This window comes from Stenotrophomonas sp. YJH_SMC_27 (assembly GCF_059369815.1).
This window is the reverse complement of the sequence record NZ_JCAFTA010000007.1, coordinates 143,422-163,933: the sequence shown is the minus strand read 5'-3', so window position 1 is coordinate 163,933 and position 20,512 is coordinate 143,422. Positions and strand designations below refer to the sequence as shown.

At 65.8% G+C, this 20,512-nt stretch carries 20 protein-coding genes; 13 read left to right on the top strand and 7 right to left on the bottom strand.

Translation table 11 applies throughout. From position 1 onward, the window contains the following. Window position 1 precedes the first annotated feature (1 nt). From AC5P7R_RS12310 to AC5P7R_RS12300, 3 genes are read left to right on the top strand one after another with little or no spacing between them, the layout of a single operon-like run. Window positions 2–676 (top strand): YjbF family lipoprotein, encoded by a 675-nt coding sequence (locus AC5P7R_RS12310; RefSeq protein WP_227844622.1) that lies wholly within the window; start codon window positions 2–4, stop codon window positions 674–676. A gap of 3 nt (window positions 677–679) precedes the next feature. Continuing rightward, on the top strand, window positions 680–1,432 hold the full coding sequence (locus AC5P7R_RS12305) for a capsule biosynthesis GfcC family protein (RefSeq protein WP_134731435.1): 753 nt from the start codon (window positions 680–682) through the stop codon (window positions 1,430–1,432). Continuing rightward, window positions 1,432–3,621, top strand: coding sequence for a YjbH domain-containing protein (locus AC5P7R_RS12300; RefSeq protein WP_134731492.1), 2,190 nt, complete (start codon window positions 1,432–1,434; stop codon window positions 3,619–3,621). The genes AC5P7R_RS12305 and AC5P7R_RS12300 overlap by 1 nt, the downstream gene beginning before the upstream one ends. 66 nt (window positions 3,622–3,687) lie before the next feature. On the opposite strand, the gene AC5P7R_RS12295 is transcribed toward AC5P7R_RS12300, so the two are convergent. Both AC5P7R_RS12295 and AC5P7R_RS12290 read right to left on the bottom strand, forming a co-directional pair. Further along, on the bottom strand, window positions 3,688–4,122 hold the full coding sequence (locus tag AC5P7R_RS12295; protein ID WP_058982710.1) for a low molecular weight protein-tyrosine-phosphatase: 435 nt from the start codon (window positions 4,120–4,122) through the stop codon (window positions 3,688–3,690). Between the two features lie 107 nt (window positions 4,123–4,229). Further along, window positions 4,230–5,582, bottom strand: a complete 1,353-nt coding sequence (locus AC5P7R_RS12290) for an undecaprenyl-phosphate glucose phosphotransferase (protein ID WP_227844668.1) — start codon at window positions 5,580–5,582, stop codon at window positions 4,230–4,232. Between the two features lie 526 nt (window positions 5,583–6,108). On the opposite strand from AC5P7R_RS12290, the gene amaB reads away from it, so the two are divergent. From amaB to AC5P7R_RS12255, 7 genes are all read left to right on the top strand, one after another. Continuing rightward, window positions 6,109–7,641 (top strand): L-piperidine-6-carboxylate dehydrogenase, encoded by a 1,533-nt coding sequence (amaB, locus tag AC5P7R_RS12285; RefSeq protein WP_478436449.1) that lies wholly within the window; start codon window positions 6,109–6,111, stop codon window positions 7,639–7,641. Window positions 7,642–7,681: 40 nt separating this feature from the next. Continuing rightward, window positions 7,682–8,491, top strand: a complete 810-nt coding sequence (locus tag AC5P7R_RS12280; protein ID WP_111099073.1) for an SDR family NAD(P)-dependent oxidoreductase — start codon at window positions 7,682–7,684, stop codon at window positions 8,489–8,491. A 161-nt stretch (window positions 8,492–8,652) separates the two neighbouring features. Beyond that, window positions 8,653–8,937, top strand: a complete 285-nt coding sequence (locus tag AC5P7R_RS12275) for a DUF4190 domain-containing protein (protein WP_010484694.1) — start codon at window positions 8,653–8,655, stop codon at window positions 8,935–8,937. 5 nt (window positions 8,938–8,942) lie between these two features. After that, on the top strand, window positions 8,943–9,713 hold the full coding sequence (locus AC5P7R_RS12270) for a class I SAM-dependent methyltransferase (RefSeq protein ID WP_197575606.1): 771 nt from the start codon (window positions 8,943–8,945) through the stop codon (window positions 9,711–9,713). A gap of 8 nt (window positions 9,714–9,721) precedes the next feature. Further along, complete coding sequence (locus AC5P7R_RS12265; protein ID WP_478436448.1) at window positions 9,722–10,777, top strand: quinone-dependent dihydroorotate dehydrogenase; 1,056 nt, start codon at window positions 9,722–9,724, stop codon at window positions 10,775–10,777. An 8-nt stretch (window positions 10,778–10,785) separates the two neighbouring features. After that, window positions 10,786–11,847, top strand: a complete 1,062-nt coding sequence (gene murB, locus AC5P7R_RS12260; RefSeq protein WP_026347177.1) for a UDP-N-acetylmuramate dehydrogenase — start codon at window positions 10,786–10,788, stop codon at window positions 11,845–11,847. A gap of 32 nt (window positions 11,848–11,879) precedes the next feature. Next, window positions 11,880–12,767, top strand: a complete 888-nt coding sequence (locus AC5P7R_RS12255; RefSeq protein WP_019661359.1) for a DMT family transporter — start codon at window positions 11,880–11,882, stop codon at window positions 12,765–12,767. Window positions 12,768–12,899: 132 nt separating this feature from the next. On the opposite strand, the gene AC5P7R_RS12250 is transcribed toward AC5P7R_RS12255, so the two are convergent. From AC5P7R_RS12250 to AC5P7R_RS12240, 3 genes are all read right to left on the bottom strand, one after another. Continuing rightward, the gene (locus AC5P7R_RS12250; RefSeq protein WP_180832251.1) at window positions 12,900–13,940 is read right to left on the bottom strand and encodes an aminoglycoside phosphotransferase family protein; all 1,041 of its coding nucleotides are present in this window, start codon (window positions 13,938–13,940) and stop codon (window positions 12,900–12,902) included. 99 nt (window positions 13,941–14,039) lie between these two features. Beyond that, window positions 14,040–15,074 (bottom strand): DUF418 domain-containing protein, encoded by a 1,035-nt coding sequence (locus AC5P7R_RS12245; RefSeq protein WP_111103731.1) that lies wholly within the window; start codon window positions 15,072–15,074, stop codon window positions 14,040–14,042. Beyond that, on the bottom strand, window positions 15,071–15,661 hold the full coding sequence (locus AC5P7R_RS12240; RefSeq protein WP_111103734.1) for a TetR/AcrR family transcriptional regulator: 591 nt from the start codon (window positions 15,659–15,661) through the stop codon (window positions 15,071–15,073). Before AC5P7R_RS12240 ends, AC5P7R_RS12245 begins: the two co-directional genes overlap by 4 nt. A gap of 142 nt (window positions 15,662–15,803) precedes the next feature. On the opposite strand from AC5P7R_RS12240, the gene AC5P7R_RS12235 reads away from it, so the two are divergent. Then, window positions 15,804–16,229 (top strand): DoxX family protein, encoded by a 426-nt coding sequence (locus AC5P7R_RS12235; RefSeq protein WP_188249773.1) that lies wholly within the window; start codon window positions 15,804–15,806, stop codon window positions 16,227–16,229. Here AC5P7R_RS12235 and AC5P7R_RS12230 read toward each other — a convergent pair. Beyond that, complete coding sequence (locus AC5P7R_RS12230) at window positions 16,202–17,005, bottom strand: APH(3')-II family aminoglycoside O-phosphotransferase (RefSeq protein ID WP_111103743.1); 804 nt, start codon at window positions 17,003–17,005, stop codon at window positions 16,202–16,204. The genes AC5P7R_RS12235 and AC5P7R_RS12230 overlap by 28 nt on opposite strands. A gap of 90 nt (window positions 17,006–17,095) precedes the next feature. On the opposite strand from AC5P7R_RS12230, the gene AC5P7R_RS12225 reads away from it, so the two are divergent. Then, a complete protein-coding gene (locus AC5P7R_RS12225) occupies window positions 17,096–17,812 on the top strand; it encodes an SDR family NAD(P)-dependent oxidoreductase (RefSeq protein WP_005413133.1) in 717 nt (238 codons plus the stop codon). A 96-nt stretch (window positions 17,813–17,908) separates the two neighbouring features. Continuing rightward, window positions 17,909–19,855: an EAL domain-containing protein gene (locus tag AC5P7R_RS12220; protein ID WP_495213899.1), complete on the top strand. Its 1,947-nt coding sequence runs from the start codon at window positions 17,909–17,911 to the stop codon at window positions 19,853–19,855. Here the strand turns inward: AC5P7R_RS12220 and AC5P7R_RS12215 are convergent. Continuing rightward, complete coding sequence (locus AC5P7R_RS12215) at window positions 19,852–20,463, bottom strand: TetR/AcrR family transcriptional regulator (RefSeq protein WP_021202877.1); 612 nt, start codon at window positions 20,461–20,463, stop codon at window positions 19,852–19,854. The genes AC5P7R_RS12220 and AC5P7R_RS12215 overlap by 4 nt on opposite strands. Between the last annotated feature and the right edge of the window lie 49 nt (window positions 20,464–20,512).

Here is a 20,512-nt window from a genome sequence, read left to right as displayed (position 1 = left end):
CATGGCTCGCATGGATGCGGCCTGCCACCATCGCGCCCATGGCGCGCTGTTGCTGGTCGCCGTCGCCGCCCTGCTGTTCTCCGGGTGCACCACCGGCAGCCGCTCCACACTGGATACCTTCCGGCTGATCACCCATCGCCCGGCACAAGCGACCGCAGAAGGCGTGGCCAGCAACCGCTTCCCGCAGATGCAGGTGGAAACTCCCGACCTCACCGCAGTGGCTGTTCTGGGCTACGTCGATGGAGGCCGCCAGCAGTGGTTCGCGGGTTCACATGCGGTGTTCGAAATGGACGCCCACGGCCTGCTGCTGGGTGGCAGCGGCCTCGGGCAGCAATGGCACGCGCGTATCGATGGACCCTCGCCGTTCGATGACCTGCGTACAGTGACCACGCCCGTTGCGGTGCAGCGCCGGTATGACTGGGTTCCCGCCTACCAGGTCGACGTAGCCGTGACCGGGATCCTGAGCAGGGGCGAACTGGAGCAGGTGGAGATACTGGGTTCGCGCCGGACCCTGCGGCGGTTCGACGAGCAGCTGCAAGGCGGTGGCATGAGTGGCCGCAATGTCTACTGGGCCGATCCGGCCACAGGCTTCATCTGGAAGAGCCGCCAGCATCTGGCGCCCGGTCGTGTTGCTGAGCTGACCCAGCTCAAACCCTATCGCCCGGCCAAGGACTGAGCCATGACGTTCAGATTTATCAACCTGGTAGTGCTTGCCGCGCTGTTCGCTGCCACTGGCGTCCAAGCCGCGCAGGTACATATCGAAGGTGCCGTTGAAGCAGCAGGGCAGTACGAGCTGCGTACCGGCGCCCGTCTGGCCGACGGCCTGCTGCTGGCCCGTCCCAAGGCCGACGCCTACCTGCTGGGGGCAAGTCTCGAACGCCCGCAGGCCCTGCCGGCCCAGGTGCGGCTGCGCGCGGGGCTGCAGTATGGCGCCGGGCAGCTGGCAGAGTCTGCCGACGCACAGGTCGTGACGCTCGCACAGGCATTGCAGACCTGGCTGGAGACACATCCGGCCACCGGCCGGACGCCCATATCCGGGCCCGCGCGACTGATCCAGGTCCAGCCTGCGAACAACCCGGTGCTAGCCACAGGTGACAGGCTGCGGTTTCCGCTACGGCCACGCACCGTCACTGTCATGGGCGCAGTGGAGCAGGAGTGCGAGCTGCCACACGGTCCGCATCGCGATGCACGTGACTATCTGCGTGACTGTCATCCCAGCCCCCTTGCCGACCGCAACGACATCTACGTGATCCAGCCCGACGGGCGAATCCAGCAGTTGGGCATCGGCCTGTGGAACCGCGCAGATTCCCAGGCTGTCGCGCCCGGGGGTACGGTTTTCGTGCCCGTGCGCGCCTCCCTGATCAAGCGCATCGACCCGCTGTTCAACAGCGATTTCGCCGCGTTCATCGCCACCCAGCCCGTCAACCCGTGATGATCCAGTCCTGCCTGCGCGCGCACCCAGTGCGCCCCGCCCGTTTTGCACTGAGCGCGCTTGCGTTGTCGCTGTCCTGCGCACTGCATGCCCAGGAGGCACCGCCTCCCACTGCCAACGAATGGGGTGGGATCGGTCTTCTGCAGACACCTACCGCGCGCATGGCAAGCGACGGAGACCTGAGCTTCACTGCGTCGTACAACGCCCCCTACGCTCGCTACAACCTGACACTTCAGCCATTCCCGTGGCTGGAGGCCTCATTCCGCTACATCAACGTCAACAATTTGCTGTACGGGCCTAGCATTGCCGGCGATCAGCATTACAAGGACAAGTCGATCGACTTCAAACTGCGCCTGTGGCAGGAATCACGCCTGCTCCCACAGCTTGCCTTTGGTGTGCGCGATCTGGGCGGCACCGGATTCTTCTCCAGCGAATACCTGGTTGCTAACAAGAATTTCGGCCCGATCGATGCCTCGATCGGACTTGCCACCGGGTACATCGGCAATCGCGGCGATTTCTCGAACCCACTGGGCGCCATCGATGATCGTTTCAAAGACCGGCGCTCCATTGCCAACAGCGACATCACGCAGTCCGGAAAGTTCGGCCTGAGCAACATGTTCAAGGGGCCGGTCGGTATCTTCGGCGGCATCACCTACCAGACGCCGATGGATGAGCTGCTGCTCAAAGTGGAATACGACGGCAACGACTACCGGCGTGAACCGCGAAACAACAACCTCCGCCAGCGCACGCCATTCAACGTGGGGCTGGTCTATGTGCCGAACCGCAATGTCGAACTGACTGCAGCCTGGGAGCGCGGCGACGCGGCGATGTTCTCGCTCACCCTGCGTGGCAATCCCGGCAACGCGCCAGCTGCGCCGAAGCCGTTCGACCCGCCACCGCAGCGGCTGTTGCCTGCGACAACCGCCGCCGATCAGCGCGCATCAGTCGCCAGCAGCGACGCTTCTGGCGCCGCTCCTGGCACCAGTACCGACTGGGCAGCAATCAGCACCGAACTGCAGCGCAATGCCGGGTTCCGTGTCGAACGCATTTCGCGCCGCGGCGACGAACTCTATGTCGACGGTTACCAGACCCGCTACCTGCATCCTGCCAAGGGCCTTGGACGCGCGACGCGCATTCTTGCCAACGCGACCGGCGATGACTACGACTGGTTCACCCTGCGCACCACCCGCGTGGGCATGCCGATCGCCGATCTGTCAATCAACCGCGAAGCGTTCGCGGGATACCTAGATGGCACCGTCAGCGAAGACGTACTGCGGCGGAGCACGGAACTGCAGGCGCCCGACGCGCTCGCGCGCGAAACGCTGTACACGCCCAAGCGCAACCCATTCGGCGGCGGCTTCAACATCGGCTACCGGCAGAATCTTGGCGGCCCTGATGGCTTCATCCTGTACCAGATCGCAGCCAATTACTCGGGCAGCCTGTTCCTGCGCGACAACATCTGGCTGACCGGCACCGTCAGTGCTGATGTCACCAACAACTACCACAAGTTCAAGTACAACGCCCCAAGCCGCCTGCCACGCGTGCGGACGGACATCCGCCAGTACCTGACCACCTCCGACATCATGCTGCCCAATCTGCAGGCCAACATCGCCGGACGGCTGGCACCGGACCTGTATGGCATCGCCTACGCAGGCTACCTGGAGTGGATGTATGCCGGCGTCGGCGGCGAACTGCTGTATCGCCCAAGCGGCGAGCGCTGGGCGGTTGGCGCGAATCTCAACCGGGTGCAGCAGCGCGACTACGATCAGCACTGGGGCCTCCGCGACTATAGGGTCACCACCGGCCACGCCACGCTCTACTATGCCTTCGACGCCCGTGAACGCATCATCGGCTCGCTGTCGGTGGGCCAGTACCTAGCCGGCGACAAGGGTGCCACTCTGGACCTGGCCCGCGTGTTCGACAACGGCGTAACCATGGGCGCTTATGCAACCAAGACCAACGTATCGGCACGCGATTTCGGCGAAGGCAGCTTCGACAAGGGCATCTACTTCAGTATTCCGCTCGATGGATTCCTGCCACGCTCCACGCGCGGCCGTGCGGCCTTCAATTGGAACCCGCTGATCCGCGATGGCGGCGCCATGCTCGGCCGCAAGTATGGCCTGTACGGCATGACGGGTGACCGCGATGAACGCTTCTTCTATGACAATCTGCGTAACGTCGGGGAATGAGAAAGGCCGGGCGCCTGACAGCCCCCGGCCTTTCATCCGCAGCGCAATTTCCAAGGGCTTGTGCAATCAGAGGTAACGCACCCAGCTCTTCACCCCCTCATCCATCAGAGTGTAAACGTGCTCGAATGCAGCACGTTGCTGGCGATAAGGATCGGGAATCTCGCGATCGGACTGCCACTTGCCCAGCAGGAAGGTCTTGCCCGACGCCTCCGGCGCGATTTCGATGATGCGATGGACATGCTTGCGCTCCATCACCAGTACCAGATCCGAAGCTGCAAGGATGCTCCGGTCGATCTGCCGCGCACGATGGCTGCTGCCATCCAGGCCATGCTCGGTCAACAGTGCTTGCGCGGTAGCATCCACACCGTGGTTAACCAGGGCCCCCAGGCCGGCCGAGGACACTGTGATGCCCTTGCCGCTCACAGCCTCACGCAGCATCACTTCCGCCGACGGGCTACGGCAGATGTTGCCGACACACACAACCAGAATATTCTTGAACACGGACAACGGTTTCCATCAGTTCTTCAATACACGAGAAATGCAGCGCGCTGCTGCCACCCAGATGCATCCACACGAGCCTACCGACGCATCCCGGCGCAAACCTTGCACTAATACGCCGATTTCTGCCCCAGCACCTTCAGCGCGGTCAGCACAATGATCCGCACGTCAAGCGTCGGGCTCCAGCGCCGGATGTAATCGATGTCGTACTGCACGCGTTTCTTCATCGAGCGCAGCTCCGGCGTCTCGCCACGCAGGCCGTGCACCTGCGCCCAGCCGGTAATCCCAGGCTTGACGTAGTGACGATGCATGTAGCGCTCGATCACGCGCTCGTAGTGGTTGTTGTGCTGGATCGCGTGCGGGCGCGGCCCGACCACCGACATGTTTCCACCCAGCACGTTGAAGAACTGCGGCAGTTCGTCCAGGCTGCTGCGGCGCAGGAAGGCGCCGAACCGGGTGACTCGCGGATCACCGCGCCTAGCCTGGGTAATCTGCCCCTCTCCCTCTGCATGCACGCGCATGGAGCGGAACTTGAGCATCCAGAACTCCTTGCCACCCAGCCCGTGACGCTTCTGGCGGAACAGCACTGGCCCGGGCGAACTCAGCTTCACGCCAATGGCGAGCACGACAAACAACGGCGCCAGCAGGACCACCGCGACACCAGCCACGAGGATGTCCTCGATCCGCTTGAACAGGCGAAACCGGTGGTCTGCCAAGCCCTGCCGCACACCGATCATCGGCACATCACCCACTTGGTGCAGACCGGGGTTGAGCGCCCCCAGGCCCGTGGTATCAGGGATCAGACGCACAGGCACCGGAAATCGCTCGATCTGCTTGAGCATGTCCCTGACCGCGGCGGCATCCCCCATCGGCATCGACACCCAGACCTGATCGAATTCTCCGCGGTGCTGATCCATGTACTGCGGGACCTCAGCCAGCAAGCCCAGTCGGCGCGGCGCATCACCGCCACGGCGGGTGGCGATATCGCCTGCACCGGCGAAGTAGCCAATGACTTCCTTGCCCAGCTCCGGCTTGCCACGCAGCAGGCGGTGCAGTTTCAGGGCCGGGGCGCGAAGTCCGACCAGCAGGACCCGTTCGCGGTCCATCCCACGCGAGCGCAGCCGATGCAACTGCACCCTCAGCAGCACACGCAGCGCCGCCATCGATCCCAGGCCAAAGGCATACCAGCCAATCAGCCACGTCGACGGCACCACATCGGCAAGCCCGACCAGGACGACGTAGAGCGAGAACAGCGCAAAAGTGGCAGACCACGCCAACAGCAGCAGCCAGAGATCAGCGAGAAGCCCTCGCATCCGCCAGTTCCGATACAACGGCGCGACCGAGAAGCAAACGACAGCGCTGAGAACCACCGCACCAAATACGATTCGCTGGGAAGAATCCGGCGCACCTGTTCCGTACAAAAGAAAGTGAGAAAGCACTGCCATTCCCGGCAGCAACAACATGTCGCCCAAGCGCAACCCCAACTCCAGGGCAGCGCGCGCTTCAACACGGCGGCGGCCCGCCCGGGCCCGCTCTGCGGGAAGGTCTTCTACTGATCCATGTAGCAATGCACTTCTCCATATCTCGGCTCGAGGGGGCGCGGAACCAGTGCCCACGTGCATGGACTCCCCAGCCAGCACGGAATCATCGAGGTTGTTTCAATCAAATGTGGAGGAATTGTGGATGAAATTTTGACCAAAAGATAGGAATTCCGTTAAGACACAGACCTGGAAAGGCGTCATCAGTTGAACCTAAGCCATTGAAAAAAATGAAAATCCCAACTGTGTCAATTTGAATCAACATGCGTCATTTCGCGTCAATAAAGGAACGCGATTGCGCGCCTCATGTCGGTCCGCTGGCGCCGGGGGGCCACCCCGCACCGCACCAAAGCCCAACCACCACCCTCTGCTACCATCGGCGGTTCTGTTCATCGCGTCCCCCACCTGCCCGCGATGGCGCCAAACAACGTAACGAAACACAGGAGTCTGCATGTCTTCCGAGCTGCTCAAGTCCCTTGGCCTGGACGCGATCAACGCTGGCACGTACCTGGGCAACGGGGAGTGGTCGAGCGCGACCAGTGGTGAGCTGATCACCCCGGTCAACCCGACCACCGGCGAGCCGATCGCACAGGTCCGCGCGACCACCGAGGCCGAGTACGAGACCGTCGTCGCCCGCGCGCAGGAAGCCTTCAAGGTCTGGCGCACCACGCCTGCCCCGCGCCGCGGTGAGGCCGTGCGCCTGTGCGGCGAAGCGCTGCGCAGGCACAAGGATGCGCTGGGTTCGCTGGTCGCCCTGGAAATGGGCAAGAGCAAGCCGGAAGGCGACGGCGAAGTGCAGGAGATGATCGACATCGCCGATTTCGCCGTGGGCCAGAGCCGCATGCTGTACGGCTACACCATGCATTCCGAGCGCCCCGGCCACCGCATGTATGAGCAGTACCACCCGCTGGGCCTGGTCGGCATCATCTCGGCCTTCAACTTCCCGGTGGCGGTGTGGAGCTGGAACTCGTTCCTGGCCGCCATCTGTGGCGACGTGTGCATCTGGAAGCCGTCCAACAAGACGCCGCTGACCGCTATCGCCTCGCTGAAGATCTGCAACGACGCCCTGCGCGAAGCCGGGTTCCCGGACATCTTCTTCCTGATCAACGATGCCGGCACCGCGCTGTCGGAGAAGATGGTCGATGACCGTCGCGTGCCGCTGATCAGCTTCACCGGCTCGACCCAGGTTGGCCGCACCGTCAACGAAAAGGTCGCGCGCCGCCTGGGCCGCTGCCTGCTGGAGCTGGGCGGCAACAACGCCATCATCCTGGACGAAACCGCCGACCTGAAGCTGGCCGTGCCGGGCATCGTGTTCGGCGCCGTCGGCACCGCCGGCCAGCGCTGCACCACCACCCGCCGCCTGATCGTGCACCGCTCGATCTACCCCGACGTGCTGGCCACCCTGGTCAAGGCCTACAAGCAGGTGGAAGGCAAGATCGGCGACCCGACCGATGCCGCCAACCTGATGGGCCCGCTGAACAGCGAAGGCGCCGTACAGCAGTTCCTCGATGCCATCGCCCAGGCCAAGGCCGCCGGCGGCACCATCGAAACCGGCGGCACCCGCATCGATCGACCGGGTAACTTCGTACTGCCCGCCATCGTCTCCGGTCTGAAGAACAGCGACGCCGTGGTCCAGCACGAGACCTTCGCGCCGATCCTGTACGTGATGCCGTACGACACCCTCGACGAAGCCATCGACATGCAGAACGGCGTGCCGCAGGGCCTGTCGTCCTCGATCTTCACCCAGAACCTGAAGACCGCCGAGAAGTTCCTGTCGGCGGCCGGCAGCGACTGCGGCATCGCCAACATCAACATCGGCACGTCCGGTGCGGAGATCGGCGGTGCCTTCGGTGGCGAGAAGGACACCGGCGGTGGCCGCGAGTCCGGTTCGGATGCGTGGAAGGTCTACATGCGCCGCCAGACCAACACCATCAACTATTCGGATTCGCTGCCGCTGGCCCAGGGCATCAAGTTCGACCTGTAACGCAATCTGTAGTGCGGGGCCATGCCCGGCAGGATGCGCCATGAACACCGCAGGAAATGCAGCCGAGCATGGCTCGGCTCTACAGGGTGGCAAGCCGGTGATTGATTTCACCGGCCGCCGCGTGCTGATCGCCGGCGGCAGCAAGGGTATTGGCCGTGAAATGGCACTGGCCTTTGCCGGTGCCGGTGCGCAGGTCTCGGCCTGCGCCCGCGGCCAGGCCGGCCTGGATGCCCTGCGTGCCGATGCACGGGCGCAGGGCTTCGAACTGCACGCGTTCTCTATCGATCTGGCCGATCCCGGCCAGATCCAGGCCTGGCTGCAGGCCGCCGCCGATGCCCTCGGCGGTATCGATGTGCTGGTCAACAATGCCACGGGCTACGGCATGGTCGACGACGAGGACGGCTGGGCCGCCAGTCTGCAGATCGACCTGATGGCGGCCGTGCGTGCCTCGCGCTTGGCACTGCCATGGCTGCGTGCCTCCAGCGACGCCTGCATCCTCAATCTGTCGTCGATTGCCGCGCAGCAGCCGCGCCCCGGTGGCGCGCCGTACGCCGCGGCCAAAGCCGCGCTTTCGCACTACACCACGTCACAGGCGCTGGCGCTGGCCAAGGACCGGATCCGGGTCAATGCCATCGCACCGGGCTCGATCGAGTTCGATGACGGCCTGTGGGACCGCCGCCGCACCGAAGACCCCGCCCTGTACCACGGCACCTTGGCGAAGATCCCGTTCGGCCGCTTCGGCCACCCGCGTGAGATCGCCGACGCCGCCCTGTTCCTGTGCTCGCCGCTGGCGCGCTGGGTCACCGGCCATGTGCTCAACGTGGATGGCGGCCAGGTGTTGATGGGCTGAATCTGTAGAGACGAGCCCATGCTCGGCTTGCACGCAAGACGCGGTCGATCCCGCATCAGCCCAAGGGGGCAACCGAGCATGGGCTTGGCTCTACAGGGCACTGCCCATGGGATTGCCCGGGCAGAGGCACTATCATGTGCACACTGCCAAGGAGGACCCCGATGAGCGTGGCACCCCGACAGACAAGCGCCCTGGCCGTGGTCAGCCTGGTCATGGGCATCGCCAGCTGGACCGTCCTGCCCTTCGTGGCCAGCATCGTGGCCATCATCACCGGCCACATGGCCCGCGCCGAGATCCGCCGCCGCCCGCATGAACTGGAAGGCGATGGCCTCGCCGTCACCGGCCTGGTGCTGGGCTGGGTGATGGTCGGCGCCGTGATCGCCGCCATCCTGGTCTTCATCCTGTTCTTCGGCGGCCTGGCCTGGCTCGCCGCGATGTCGAACTGATCATCATGACCACTTCCGACAGCACTGAACGCTTCAGCAGCCGCGTTGCCGACTACGTCCGCTACCGGCCCGGTTACCCGCCCGCACTGTTGGAGTGGCTGCATGGCCCGATGGGCGTCAGCCACGAGGCCGTGGTCGCCGACATCGGCGCCGGCACCGGTATTTCCAGTCGCCTGTTCCTGGCCAGCGGCCATCCAGTAGTCGCGGTTGAACCCAACGCCGCCATGCGGGGCGCGGCCGAGGAATGGCTGGCACCGCAGTACCCGCAGTTCCGTGCGGTGGATGGCCGCGCCGAGGCCACCACACTGGACGAAGCCAGCATCGATCTGGTCAGCGTCGCGCAGGCCTTCCACTGGTTCGACACCGTGGCGGTGCGCGCCGAGTGGCAGCGCATCCTGCGTCCGGGTGGCCTGGCACTGATCTACTGGAACTCGCGCCTGCTCGATGCCAGCCCGTTCCTGATCGGCTACGAGCAGCTGCTGCTGGACTACGGCACCGACTACACCGCCGTTGCCGAGCGCTACCAGGACGACGCCACCATGCAGGCCTGGTTCGGCCCCGGCCTGCGCGGCATGGTGGAGCTGCCGAACGTGCAACATCTGGATTTCGACGCCCTGCGCGGGCGCCTGCTGTCCTCCTCCTACGCACCCCAAGCCGGTCATCCGCGCCATGCGCCGATGATCGCCGCCCTGCAGGACCTGTTCGCCGCCCACGCGGTCGACGGCCAGGTTGCTTTTGAATATCGAACCCGAGCCTTCCTCGGCACGCTGGACTGAACCGACGCATGTATTCGCTTGCCCGCCCCTTCCTGTTCTCGCTCGACGCCGAGCGCGCCCACGGCTTCGGCCTGTCCGCACTGGACCTGGCCTATCGCACCGGCACCACGCCGCTGCTGGCCGGACGCATCGCGCCGATGCCGAGCACCGTGTTCGGGCTGACCTTCCCCAATCCGGTCGGCCTGGCCGCTGGCCTGGACAAGAATGGCGAGCACATCGATGCATTGTTCGCGCTGGGTTTCGGCTTCGTCGAGATCGGCACCATCACCCCGCGCCCGCAGGCCGGCAATCCGCTGCCGCGCCTGTTCCGGCTGCCGGCGCACAACGCGATCATCAACCGCATGGGCTTCAACAATGCGGGCGTGGACGCGCTGGTGCGCAATGTCGAGCGCGCGCGCAACCGCCGCGGCCTGCTCGGCATCAACATCGGCAAGAACAAGGACACGCCCAACGAACAGGCCGTGGACGATTACATCGCCTGCCTGGACAAGGTCTATCCGCTGGCGGACTACGTCACCGTCAACATCTCCTCGCCCAACACCGCCGGCCTGCGTGAATTGCAGGAAGAGACCGCGCTGCGCCAGCTGGTCAGCCAGTTGCGCGACCGCCAGGAAGCACTGGCCGCGCAGCATGGCCGCCGCGTCCCGATGCTGGTGAAGGTGGCACCGGACCTGAGCGAGCGCGACATCGATGCCGCCGCCCGCGTACTGGGCGAACTGCAGGTGGACGGCGTGATCGCCACCAATACCACCATCGACCACAGCAAGGTGGCCGGCGATCCGCTGGCCAACGAAGCCGGCGGCCTGTCCGGCGCGCCGGTGCTGGAGCAGTCCACGCTGGTACTGCGCCGCCTGCGTTCGCGCCTGCCCGAATCGGTCCCGCTGGTCGGCGTCGGCGGCATCCTGTCCGGTGCCGATGCGGTGGCCAAGATGGCCGCAGGCGCGGCGCTGGTGCAGTGCTACAGCGGCTTGATCTTCCGTGGCCCGGCGTTGGTCTCTGAATGCGTGGAGGCGATCCGTCGCCGCCGCGAAGCGCCGAGCCGCGGCGCGGTGGCCCCACTGTGAGCGCGCCCATGGATACCGTCGACGGCAACGCCCCGCTGCGCTGGACGCTCACCCGCAATGCGCCGCTGCAGGCGCTGAACACCTTCCACGTGCAGGCCAGCGCCGCGCAGCTGCTGGAACTGCACGATGCCGCACTGCTGCCGGACGTGCTGGCGCTGCCCGAGGTGGCCAGCGGCCCGCTGCTGGTGCTGGGCAGCGGCAGCAACGTACTGATCGCCGAAGACCTGCCTGGCACCGTGCTGGTGTTCGGCAACCGGGACATCAGCTTCCTGGAGCACCGCGCCGACCATGCGGTGATCCGCGCCGGCGCTGGCGTGTCCTGGCATGGCCTGGTGATGTGGTCGCTGCAGGAAGGCCTGTCCGGCCTGGAGAACCTGGCGTTGATTCCCGGCACGGCCGGTGCCGCGCCGATCCAGAACATCGGTGCCTATGGCGCGCAGGTCGGCGAGTTCATCCAGGCCGTTGAAGCCTGGGACTGCCAGGAGCAGGCCTGGGTGCGGCTGGACAACGAACAGTGTGGCTTCGCCTACCGCGACAGCGTGTTCAAGCAGCAACCCGATCGCTACCTGATCACCGCCATCGAGCTCAGGCTGCCGCTGCTGCACGACCTGCGCATGGACTACGCCGGCATCCGTGAGGAACTGCAGGCACAGGGCGTGGAGCTACCCAGTGCCGTGGACGTGGCCAATGCGGTGATCGCGATCCGCCGCCGCAAGCTGCCCGATCCGGATGTGCTGGGCAACGCCGGCAGCTTCTTCAAGAACCCGGTGCTGCCACTGGAACAGGTGGACGTACTGCTGCAGCACTTCCCCGAGCTGCCGGTGTTCCCGGCCGAACAGGACGACAAGCGCAAGGTCTCTGCGGCCTGGATGATCGAGTCCTGCGGCTGGAAGGGCTTCCGCGAAGGCGATGCCGGCGTTGCGCCGAGCCACGCGCTGGTGCTGGTCAATTACGGCAACGCCACCGGTGCTGAGCTGCTGGCGCTGGCGCGACGTATTTCCGCATCGGTGCTGGAGAAGTTCGGCGTACCGATCGAACCGGAGCCCCGCCTGCTCGGCGCACAGTGGTGAACAGCCCCGCCCTCTCCCCCAGCGCCACCCCGATGCGGGCGGCGCTGCTGATGCTCGGCAGCACCATGGCATTTGGCCTGATGGCGGTGGCCATCCGCTATGCCACGCGCTACGTGCCGACCCAGGAAGTGGCGTTCTTCCGCAATGCCTTCGGCCTGCTCGCGTTGCTGCCGATGCTGCTGCGCCCCGGCCACGCGCCACTGAAAACGCAGCAGCTGCCGCGTTATTTCGTGCGCAGTGCGATTGGCCTGGGTTCGATGCTGTGCGCATTCTGGGCACTGGGCCATCTGCCACTGGCGCAGGCGGTTTCCCTCTCGTACTCCACGCCGTTGTTCGTCACCATCGCCGCCGTGCTGTGGCTGGGCGAGACCGTGCGTGTACGCCGCTGGGCTGCGGTGGTGGTTGGATTCATCGGTGTGCTGGTGATCGTGCGCCCCGGTACCGCCGGCTTCACCGCGGGCAGCCTGGTAGCGGTGGCAGCCGCCGTGCTCAGCTCATTGGTGGCGATCCAGATCAAGCAGCTGACCCGTGTCGACAGCGCTGACACCGTGGTGCTCTACACCTACGTGTTCTGGGTGCCGCTGTCGCTGGTCCCGGCACTGTTCGTCTGGGTCTGGCCCTCCGGCATGGCGTGGCTGTGGCTGCTGGCCACCGGCGTGCTCGGCACCGTCGGCCAGCTGTTGTGGACCCGCGCGCTACGGCTGGGCGAAGTCTCCGCCCTGACCCCGATCAGCTTCCTGCAGCTGCCACTGGTAACGCTGTTCGGCTGGCTGCTGTTCAACGAAACGGTGGACCGCTGGACGATCATCGGTGCCGGCATCATCCTTGCCGCGAACGCCTACATCGCCCACCGCGAAGCCGTGCTGTCACGCCGCGCTGCAAGCGCGGCGGCCTCTGCAGCGGCCAAGCCCGCCGAATAAGAACCACCTGCATGGACAAGCCAATGGACCGTGCATGGAAAGGCCCTGGGTAGAGTCGACTGTTAGTCGACTCTCGCGCGCAGCGCGGGCTTCGCCTGTTCCAATCGAAGAGCAGTCGACCAACAGTCGACTCTACCCGGGGCGATCCTGGCAGCGGCCCAGAACCTGATCCAGTGCGCGATACACCCGCTCCGCCGCATCGAACACATTGCCCGGCGCGAACTGCTCGCCCAGATAGTGCAACGACTGCCGGCGCAACTGCGGCGAACGCTCCTCGCCATCGCTGCCCAACAGCACCTGCTGGAACTCGATCAGGTCCTGCAGGATGCGCCAATGCCGGTACCAGGCGATCCAGCGCGGATCGCCGCGGTCGCTGCCGTAGCCCTCCTCGAAGCCCAGCGGATTCTCGCGCCCCCAGCGCCCACCAACCGCCGCACCAATGAACATCAGGTCGCGCTCGCGCGGGGCCAGCGAAAGGCCGTCCCAATCGATCAGGTGCAGGCCCCCGTCATTGCCCATCAGCAGGTTGCCGGCATGCAGGTCGGTGTGACACAGATGCAGATCTACCGGTACGTCCTGCAATGCCACGAGCAGCTCCCGTGCCTGCGCATGCAGCGCCGCGATGCGCGCATGCTGCTGGTCCCATACCGAAACAAATGCGCGGCCCAGCCCGTCCTTCGCGGCCGCCAGGCCTTCGCCGGCCAGCCATTGACCGACCGTCTCCAGCGCCGCGGTTTCCAGCCGTACGATCGGCAGCGCCTGCTGCAGTTGCGCTGGCAGTTGCGCGCCGTGCAGGCGCCGCAGTACCTCGCCCAACCGCTTCCACTGCGTGCGGCTCAACGCCGCCTCGAATCCGGACTGCCCTTCCACATAAGGGAACAGGGTGAACTGCAGCCCCCACCGCTGTACCGATGCGCCGCCGGTCAATGCTGGCCACGGCGCAACGATCTCATCGATACCCAGCGTGCCGCGCAGCCAATGCAGGCTGTCCCACACCGCTGGGGCGACCTGGTAGGTGCGGCATTTCAACCACCACTGCCCGTGCCGCGCATCGACGCGATACACGCTGGCATTGGCGTCGGCACCCACCGGGCGTGGCACCACGGCGGTGGCAGTGATGCCATAGGATTGTTGCAGGACTTCGCCGAGATGCTGCGCCGAAGCGAATGACATGGATGCAAGCGGAAAGTATTGCCTGCTGCCACTATCGCAGATGCATTCGCCGCGACACAGACATGTCCGTCACAACATCAGCTCGCCGCGACCAGAGAACTAGCCTGCGATGCGTCGCATTACCATCTCCAGGGGGCCGCGTGCGAACTGCCACGACCACAGCCAGGCCGCGCCGGTCGCCAGCATCAGGAACAGCATCGCCCACAGCAGCACCGATGCGAGCGACGCGCTGCCATCGAGCAGGCCCAGGCTTTCCAGCGTGCCCATGCCCAGCAGGATGTGGCCCACGTACAGGGTCAGGGTCATGCGTCCGGCCGCGATGAACGGCTCCAGCCAGTCCCCGGGTTGCACACGCGTCAGCCACAGGCAGGCGGCAATGACACTGCAGGCCGCACCCGCACCCGTGAGCACATAAGCCGGTCCCGGCGGCATCGGCTGCGTTCCCAGCCACACCTGCCAAGGCGTTCCCTGCGCAAGCTGCTGCACGCCATGGCCGGCCGCGATCAGCAGCAGCCCCAGCACCAGCAATGCTCGCTGCACCCGCGGTTGCGACAGCTGAAGGCGTGCCAGCAGCATCCCCAGCAGGAAGAAGCACAGCCACGGCAGCAGCGGATGGAAGCCGTTGAACAACAGGTTGCGGGCCGCGCCCGGCCATTGCCACAGGTCGGCGTATTCCAGCGTCTGCCAGTTCCATCCCTGGCTGTAGTCCCAGCGCAGCAACGCCCAGAACGAACACGCCGCCAGGCCCACGATGCTGGCCAGCAACACCCGCGGCGACGCACGCAGCCACACCACCGCCAACGCGAAATACACCGCGTAGTAGTGCAGGATATCGGCCGGGAACAGAGTCAGGTTGAGCAGGCCCAGCACCATCAGGAACAGCGCGCGCCTCCAGGTCTGCACGCTGGCCGGCCACCACCCCTGCCGCTGCGTGGCCAGCACCAGGCCAAGACCGGCCAGAGTGACGAACGTCGCCGAGGCTTTGCCTTCCAGCAGATGGAAGAACCCTGCCAACCAACTCTCACCCTCTGCCGGCACGGCCATCGCCAGGCGGAAGTTGACCAGCACCATGCCGGCCAGGGCCAGGTAGCGCGCCAGATCAAGGCCGTGCAATCGCCGGTCAACGGCACTCATGCGCGTGCCCCGAGCAGCAGCGCGAGCAGGCCAAGATCCAGCGAGGCCTCATCGATGCCATCGGCTTCGCCCAGCCCCCGACGCAGCGCATCGCTTTCAATGGCATCCAGCAGCACCTGCGCCTGCAATGCCGGGGCCAGCACGGGACGCCGACGTTCGCGCCGTGCCACCTGCTGCAGGGCTTCGGCCAGGGTCGCCTGCAATTGCCTGCGATTGGCCGCAAATGCCTCGGCCACGGCCGGATTGCGTGCGCTCTCGGCCAGCACTTCGACGGCAAGCGTCGCCCATTCCGGCTGGCGGCACAGTGCGTGGAAGTCCTGAAGGAAACCCAGTACCTGTGCGCGCTCGCCTTCGGACGCGGCCAGTCGACGCAGCAACGGTGCCAGTTCTTCGCTCTCGGCCACTGCCACTGCAAGGATGATCGCTTCCTTGCCCGGGAAGTGGTTGTAGAGGTTGCCCAGGCTGACGCCAGCCGCCTGCGCGATGTCACGCATGCTGGTCTGGTGGAATCCCTTGGCGAGGAAGCACCGCAGGGCCGCCTGCAGGATCAGGGTCACGCGCTGCTCGTTGCGGTCGATTCGGCTCATGCCACAATCATGAACGAACGTTCGTCCATTTTGTAGATGTCGACCTGGCCACCATCGGACTCCGTTCAGCCGGCCTTGACCTCAACTGCGGTTGAGGCCCGATGCTGCGCGACCTGTTCCATGCCCAACCCGGAGTTCCTGCATGCCACGGATGATCACCACCCTGCTCGACAGCCGCGTGCTGTGGTTCCTCGCCCGGCTGCTGCTGGCCGTGGTGTTCCTGTCCTCGGGCCTGGCCAAGCTGCTGGCGTGGGACAACAGCGTGGCCGAAATGCAGGCCGCCGGGCTGCAGCCGCCTGTGCTGTTCAACCTCGCCAGCGCGGTGGTGCTGCTGGGCGGCGTACTGTGCCTGCTGCTAGATCGCCTGCTCTGGCTGGGCAGCGGCGCGCTGGCAGTGTTCATGCTGCTGACCATCGCCGTCGTGCATACCTTCTGGACCAAGCATGGCGCGGAACAGCAGCTGGCCCTGTTCTTCGCGCTGGAACACTTGAGCGTGGTCGGTGGCCTGATCTGCGCGGCCATCGCCAGCCATGCGCGGGCTCAAAAGAACTCGTCGAGCAACCGGTAGAACGCCAGCCGACGCTCGTCGGCCAACGCGCCGTAGCGCTGGAACAACGGCGCCACCCAACGCGTGTCGCCGAAGTTGTGGACCAGGCTGCGCGCGGCCAGCGCCAGGTCCTGGTAGCGGTCCGCCACGCCCAGCCGCCCACAGTCGATGAACCCGCTGAAACGCCCCTCGGCCACCATCAGATTCGGAAGGCAGGCATCGCCATGGCAGATCACCAGATCTTCATGATCGGGACGGGTGCTGCACAGTTCAGCGAAGACCTGCTGTGGACTCTGGCCCAGGCGCTCATCATCGAAATCATCGGCATCCACCAGGCTCGCTTCGACGCGGGCCTGCGCGGCCTCCAGGCGCGAGGCCAGCCGCTGGTCGAACGGGCAGGCTGCCACCGGCAACGCATGCAGCCCGCGCAGCGCGTCGGCCAGCAGTTCCACCAACTGCTGCGGCGCGAGTTCCGGCGACGAAGCCAGGTCGCGGCCGGGCAGCGCGCTCATCAGCAACCAGCGCCGGCCCGCTTCTTCGGCGGTGGCAATTACCGTTGGCGCCGGTTGTCCCTGTTCCTGCAGCCAGCGCAGGCGCGCGATCTCATCGCCCAGCTCACTGAAGGCGTCGATCACTTCCGACTTCAGGAAGGCGTCAGCCTGCCCGGGACGATGCACCCGCGCGACATCCGCACGAGACACGCCGATCGACTGCCGCTCGATGTGCGCATCGGCCAACGCTTCCTGCCACGCCCGCGGCAGCGGCAGGCCATCAGTGAAGGGATCGGGTGCTCCCATGTCGGGATGCTCCTGTTGCTGGGGACCCTACGGATTCTCGCCGATCCCGAAGCACACCGCCCAGCAGAGCGCGCAATGGAAGGAAGCTACATGAAATTGATGGTCATCGGCGCCAGCAGGGGCCTCGGTCGGGCGTTCGTGGAAGGCCTGTGCAGTGCGGGCGACACCGTCATCGGCGTTTCGCGCAGCCGTCCGCGCGATCTTGAATGCCCCGAGGGCGTCACCCTGCAGTGGATCGAAGCCGATCTGTCCCAACCCACCCTGGCTGCCAATCACATCGCAGCGCAGGCACCGGCCGATCTGGATGTGCTGATCCACAACCTGGGCATCTGGGAAGAGACCGCCTTCAGCGACGAGTACGCCTTCCTCGACGAGAGCGATGCCGCGCTCACCCAACTGGTCGACGTCAACATCACCGCCACCTTGGTGCTGCTGCAGCGCCTGCTGCCGCGAGTGCTCGGCGCACCACGCCCACAGCTGGTGCTGACCGGATCAACCTCGGCACTGCCGCGCAGTGGCCGCCCGGAAGTGGCGTTCGGCGCGTCCAAGTTCGCACTCAACGGCATCGCCGATGCACTGCGCGAGGGCTTCCGCGATCGCCGTCTGGCGGTGACCAGCCTGCAGCTGGGCTACCTCAACACCGACGATGCACTGTCGGTGCCGGTTGCAGAGGCCGCAGCGCGCGGCGACGGCGAATTAGTGCCCGTGCATGACGTCGTTGCGATGGTGCGCGCGTTGCTGCAGTTGTCACCGTCCGGCTTCGTGCGCGAACTGGTGCTGCCGGCCATCGCCGACCCGCGCTACTGACTGCAGAGGCCTCGGCCCGGGGCCCTTGGTGGCCGCTCGGGCGCCTGTGGTTTACCCTGCTCCTCACTGGCCGTCGGTCACAGGCGGGAACCTGCTATGGATGCGCTTTCACGGGTCTCGGCCCAGGTCCTGGACAGCGGCCTGCCCAGCCTGCCGCTGTACCTGCTGCAGGCCACGGCGGTGATCGGCATGATCGGCGTGCTGCTGATCGCCACCCGTCGCGCTGGCCATGCCATTGAAGGCCGCCGCCTGTACGTGGGCGTGGCGCTGGGCCTGATCTACCTGTTCAACGCCTGGTTCGTAGCCCGCTACACCCAGGGCGTGGTCAAGCTGCACCTCGGCTTCGACATCCTGCTGGTCAGCGGACTGCTCGGCGGCTGGCGCGGCGGCCTGGCCTGCCTGGGTGCCAGCCTGCTGGCCCGCTACCAGTTCGCCGGCACCCAGTATTTTCTGCCGGCCGGCCTCGAGGCCACGCTGCAGATGCTGGCAGGCGTCTGGCTGCGCAGGCGCCTGCACCCGCGCATGCTCAATGAACTCTCGCTGCGCATGATCCTGCAGGCCTGGGGCGTGCGTATCGTCGTCACTGCGTTGGGCCTGGCACTGGGCGTCGCAATCATCGGCGCCAATCAGCTACCCGTGGAGGAGTTGGCAATCCAGCGCCTGCTGGCACTGCCGCTGTCACTGCTGATGCTGGGCGCGGTGTTCGCACTGGTCTACAACGATGCGCAGATCGATGCACAGCGTCAGCGCGAACACGCCTGGCTGCGCATCGATCCGATCAGCGGCCTGCCCAACATGCGTGCGCTGGGCGAACGTCTGCAGCAGTACTGGCGAGACAACGACGGCCTCGGCAAGGCCTGCCTGATCGTGGCCGAGATGGGCAACCTGCGCGATCTGCGCCTGCGCTACGGTCCGCTGCAGGAAAGCGGCCTGTGGCAGCGCGACAGCACCGAAGAAGTACATCGGCTGCTGCCATCGCTGCCGACCGGGCAACTGGAGATCTACCAGTTCGGCGATGCCGCGCTGGCGATCCTGGTGCGCGACCTGTCCTTGTCCGAACTACGTACGCAACCGCAGATCACCGAGCTGGCCAGCAACCTGGCCGAACGGGTGGGCCGCGATTGGCCGGGTTTCCGCCCGTTGTTCCGTTGCGCGGTAGTCGAACTCAAGCCCCCCACCGATACACACGACGGTCACCTGCCGTTCCGGGCGATCACCCTGACGATGAGTGCGATCGAATCGGGCGTCGTGTTCTTCGACGACCCGATCCAGCGCGACAGCGAGATCGACGCCCTGATCGAAGTCGCTCTCGAACGCTGGCTGCAGCAGGGCGATGCACCGCTGTGCTACCAGCCCAAGCATCGCCTGCAGGACCGCCAGTTGGTCGGCGCCGAAGCGCTGCTGCGCATGCGCGATGGCGAAGGCCGGCCGATTGCACCGATGCGGGTGATCTCGCTGCTGCGCCGGCAGGGCCGGCTGGCAGACCTGGAATGGGCCACACTGCAGTCGGCGGTGCACTTCCTGCAGCACTGCCGGCAGGACGGCGCGGCGCTGACCATCGCAGTCAATGTGTCAGCCGAATCCCTGCGCCTGCCCGACTTCGGCCTGCGCCTGCAGGAGCTGCTACAACTGCGTGACATCCCCGGTGCGATGCTGCGCCTGGAGATCGTCGAATGGACCGAAATCGTCGAGCGCGACGTGGTCGATGCCAACATCACGCAGCTGCTGGCAGCCGGGGTCACCCTGTCGCTGGATGATTTCGGCGCCGGCTATTCAACCCTGATCCTGCTTTCGCAGCTGGCCATCGCCGAGGTCAAGATCGAGCAGGCACTGATCGCCACGCTGTCCGACGCCAAGTCACAGTCGATCGTGCGCTTCATCGTCGAGGTCGCGCACCGCTGCGGCGCGATCGTGGTGGCCGAAGGTACCGAAACCCTGGCGCAGGAGCAGAAGCTGCGAGCCCTGGGCGTGGATGTCGGCCAGGGCTATCTGTACTCGGCGGCGCTGCCGGCCGACGAGTTCCGTCGCTTCGCCGCCAGCTAGACCGCGTAGAAGCCCAGGAACATCGCAACCGCCGATTCGGCCACGCGCGCACGTTCCTGCGCGGTCAGCGGTGGCTGCCCCATCGTGACCTGCGGCCAGAACGCAAAGCTCTTCACCAGGCCGTGCAACTGGTGGCCGGCAAAGTCCGGATCCACCTCGCGCAGGCGGCCATCGGCAATTGCTGCGCGGATCCAGGCACTCTCGCCACTTTCCTTCTCGCCCATGCGGCAGACGATGGCCTGCGCCCGCTCCGGTGAGTGGATGACCTCGGCCATCGCCACCCGTGCCAGGTCGATGAAGTTGGCATCGCTGAGAAGTTCCAGCTTCTGGCCCAGCAACTGCAGCAGCTGCGCCTGCAACGGCTGGTCCGCGCGATACGGCAGTGCGTCGCTGGCCACGCTGCGTTCCCACAGCTCCTCCAGGATCATCGAGAACAGCGCTTCCTTGCTCGGGAAGTGGTTGTAGACGGTGCGCTTGGAGACCCCGGCCACCTCGGCGATGCGGTCCATGCTGGTCGCCTCGTAGCCCGATGCACGGAACTCCTCCACCGCCGCGCGCACGATAGCCTCGCGTTTGCGGTCGGTCAGGCGTTGCGGGGCACGGGGCATGGCAGAAACCGGATAACTGAACGGATGCGCACATTTTACACCGGACAGT